Source organism: Allobosea sp. CER48 (assembly GCF_044752385.1).
In the GTDB taxonomy this organism is placed as follows: domain Bacteria; phylum Pseudomonadota; class Alphaproteobacteria; order Rhizobiales; family Beijerinckiaceae; genus Allobosea.
Genome location: NZ_JBIWYK010000383.1, coordinates 1 through 3,147, shown reverse-complemented (window position 1 = coordinate 3,147; position 3,147 = coordinate 1). Strand labels below are relative to the sequence as shown.

Genomic DNA, 3,147 nt, shown 5'->3' with positions numbered 1-3,147 from the left:
ATCCCGAGCCGATCATGCCGCAAAGCGAAAAGCCCCGCAGCCTGTGGGCGCGGGGCTTCGCATCACGATGGCGAGACCGAATGCCTCAGCAGGCGAGAACCTTCTTCACCCGCACTTCGAGGTCACGCAGTTCGTAGGGCTTCACCACATAATGGTCGGCGCCATTGGTCGTCGCCTCGTCCATCTTGTCGACCGAGCGCTCGGACGTCGCCATGATGATCTTGATCTGATTGAGCTCTGGCACCGAGCGGATGGCGCGCAACAGGTCGATGCCGCTCATGCCCTCCATGTTCCAGTCGAGCAGCAGCAGGTCGTAGCGCTTCTGCTGCATCTTCATCAGCGCTTCGCGGGCGTTCTCCGCCTCGTCGATGTCCTGAAACTCGATCTGCTTCAGGAAATAGGTAGCCAGGCCGCGCATACTCTTCTGGTCGTCGACCACCAGGATGCGGAAGTCGCTTCTGGCCTTTGACATTGTACTCTCCTTACGCGCTCCGAAGGCTCGGGCGCTCGCCGATCAACTGTCCAACCGCTGCCCCGATCTGGTTGAGCGGAACGACCCTGTCGGCGGCTCCTAGCTCGAAGGCCGCTTTCGGCATCCCGTTTACCACGCAGGTCTCACCACTTTGGATTAACGTCTCGGCGCCCGCTTTCCGCATGGCTAACAAACCGTCAGCGCCGTCGCGCCCCATTCCGGTGAGCAGGATTCCGACCGCATGCGCGCCGAGGCTGCGTGCCACCGAATGGAACATCACGTCGACCGAAGGCGAGTGTCCGCTGACGAGCGGCCCCTCCTTCAGCACGCAGACGAGCTCGCCGCGCCGCTCCTCGATCTCGAGATGGCGTGGTCCGCCGGGCGCCACGACGGCCATGCCCGTGCGCAACCGGTCGCCGTCCGCCGCCTCGCGGACATCGAGCCCGGTAGCGGCCGCAAGGCGCGCTGCGAACTTCGCCGTATAGCCCGGCGGCATATGCTGGACGACAACGACCGGCAGGCGCAGATGGGCGAGATCGCGCATCACCGACTGCACGGCCGGCACACCGCCCGTCGAGGCACCGATCGCGATCAGCGAGGTCTTGCTCGCACGGGCCGGCTCCTTCGGCGGCGCCGGCCGCACGGGCGCGGCTCCCTGCGCCATCTGTGCCATCTGCGCCATCTGGCGGGCCGCAGCGATCATCTTGCGGCTTGCGGAGGCCCGCTGGAGCGCCGCGACGAGGTGCTTCATGAAGCCCTCGAGCGTATGGGTCATGCCATCGGGCTTCTCGATGAAGTCGATGGCGCCGAGCTCCAGCGCCTGGATGGTGTTGTCGGCTCCCGGCCCGCCGAAGGCCGAGACGATCAGCACCGGCAGCGGATCCTGCTTCAGCACCCGCGCCAGCAGCTTGAGCCCGTGACGGCCGGGCAGCTCGAGGTCGAGCGTCACCACGTCCGGACGAAGCTCCTGGATCGCGTCCCAGCCCTCTTCGGCGCTTCCGGCGACACCGATCACCTTGAAGCCGGGCGCAGAGTCGATGATCTGCGTCATCAGCTTCTGCATCAGCACGGAATCGTCGACGACGAGCACCTTGACCGGCGCTGCGGAAGACGTGGGCATGCTCATCACCAGACCTCCACTTCACCAGCGACCGGCTGGCTCTTGAGCCGGTTGAGATAGGCGATTTCCTGCTCGTGGCCGCTGTCGCGCGCCGTGGGCTGGACGTGCTGCACCCAGGCCCGGCCCGTCGAGGGCTGGTAATGGATGCGCCGCGAGCGCGTTCCGCCAACATCCCGCGAGACGACGGGAATGCCCTCGACCTTCAGGAATTCGTTGACGAAGGCGATGTTGCCGTCGCCGATCGCCAGCATCGTGGCGCCGGAGAGCACGCGGGCGCCACCGAAGACCTTGGCCTCGAAATTCTGGCGCCGTGCCCCGCGCTTCAGCAGGTCGTTGATCAGGACCTCCATCGCCGTATCGCCATAGCGCTCGCCCGCGCTGGGGTCGGCATTGCCGTTGTTCTTCGGCAGCAGGAAATGATTGAGCCCGCCGACGCCGATCTGGGGGTCGCGCAGGCAGACCGAGACACAGGAACCAAGGACCGTCGCGACGATCTCGTCCTTGGCCGAGGTGATCTCGTGCTCGCCCGGCGCGACGGTGATGATCGTCGCCTCGAAGCGCGGATCGAAATAGCGGCGGGAGGACCGGGAAACGCTCATGCTGTCCTCTCGTAGATCGTCCGGCCGATCAGGCGCAGATGCGGGTGCGGCTGCGGCAGCGATTCCGAATGGCCGAGATAGAGGAAGCCACCGGGCGACAGCAGCGACACGAAGCGATCGAGAATCGAGGCCTTGGTCTGCGTGTCGAAATAAATGAAGACGTTTCGGCAGAAGATCACGTCGAACGGGCCGCTCATCGGCCATTTCTCGATCAGGTTCAGTCGCTTGAAGGCGATCATCCGGCGCAGGTCCTCGGCGATGCGGGCATCGCCACGCCCTGCCCCGGCCTCGAGCCGAAGAAGTGGCTTCACATCGGGCGGCAGCCGTTCGAACAGCTCCGCCGGGTAGATGCCGGCCTCCGCCCGCGCCAGGATGTCGGTGTCGATGTCGGTCGCGAGGATCTTGAAGTCCAGGTCGCTGCGCGCCCCGATCACGTCGCGGCAGGAGGCGGCGATCGTATAGGCCTCCTCACCAGACGAGCAGGCCGAGGACCAGATCCGGATGCGCCCGCGCCGGCCCGCCCGCTCCTGCAGCAGGCGCGGCATCACGTCCTTGCGCAGGTGATCGAAATGGTGACGCTCGCGGAAGAAGGCGGTGTGGTTCGTCGTCACCGCGTTGATCAGCTCGGGCAGTTCGCCAGAAGCCTGCGGCGTCTTCAGGAAGGCGCAATACTCGGCAACCGAGTTCATGCCGAGCGCCTTGACGCGCCGCGCCAGGCGACCGCGCGTCATCGCCTCCTTGTGCTCACGGATGACGATGCCGGCCTGATCATAGACCAGCTTCGCGATGAAGTTCATGTCCTCGCGGGTCAGCGTGATGTCGGCCATGGCCGGCTGGAGGGTGGGCGCCATGCTCGCGAGCGCTATCGGCCTGGACATCTATCAGCCTCCCATCCATCCGCCGGCAGCGAGACGGCGCGGCGGCGGTTCGTTTACGGGGGCCGAGTCGTGCTGTCA

At 65.8% G+C, this 3,147-nt stretch carries 4 protein-coding genes; all 4 read right to left on the bottom strand.

Going from position 1 to position 3,147, the window contains the following annotated elements:
• Positions 1 to 85 precede the first annotated feature (85 nt).
• The 4 genes from ACIPIA_RS13195 to ACIPIA_RS13180 are packed head-to-tail and all read right to left on the bottom strand — an operon-like array spanning position 86 to position 3,069.
• Complete coding sequence (locus ACIPIA_RS13195) at positions 86 to 472, bottom strand: response regulator (RefSeq protein WP_400510208.1); 387 nt, start codon at positions 470 to 472, stop codon at positions 86 to 88.
• A gap of 10 nt (positions 473 to 482) precedes the next feature.
• Positions 483 to 1,598 carry a chemotaxis-specific protein-glutamate methyltransferase CheB gene (cheB, locus tag ACIPIA_RS13190; RefSeq protein ID WP_400510206.1) on the bottom strand — a complete coding sequence of 372 codons (1,116 nt, stop codon included), beginning with the start codon at positions 1,596 to 1,598 and terminating at the stop codon, positions 483 to 485.
• Positions 1,598 to 2,191, bottom strand: coding sequence for a chemoreceptor glutamine deamidase CheD (locus tag ACIPIA_RS13185; protein ID WP_400510205.1), 594 nt, complete (start codon positions 2,189 to 2,191; stop codon positions 1,598 to 1,600). Before ACIPIA_RS13185 ends, cheB begins: the two co-directional genes overlap by 1 nt.
• A complete protein-coding gene (locus tag ACIPIA_RS13180) occupies positions 2,188 to 3,069 on the bottom strand; it encodes a CheR family methyltransferase (RefSeq protein WP_400510204.1) in 882 nt (293 codons plus the stop codon). Before ACIPIA_RS13180 ends, ACIPIA_RS13185 begins: the two co-directional genes overlap by 4 nt.
• Positions 3,070 to 3,147 lie beyond the last annotated feature (78 nt).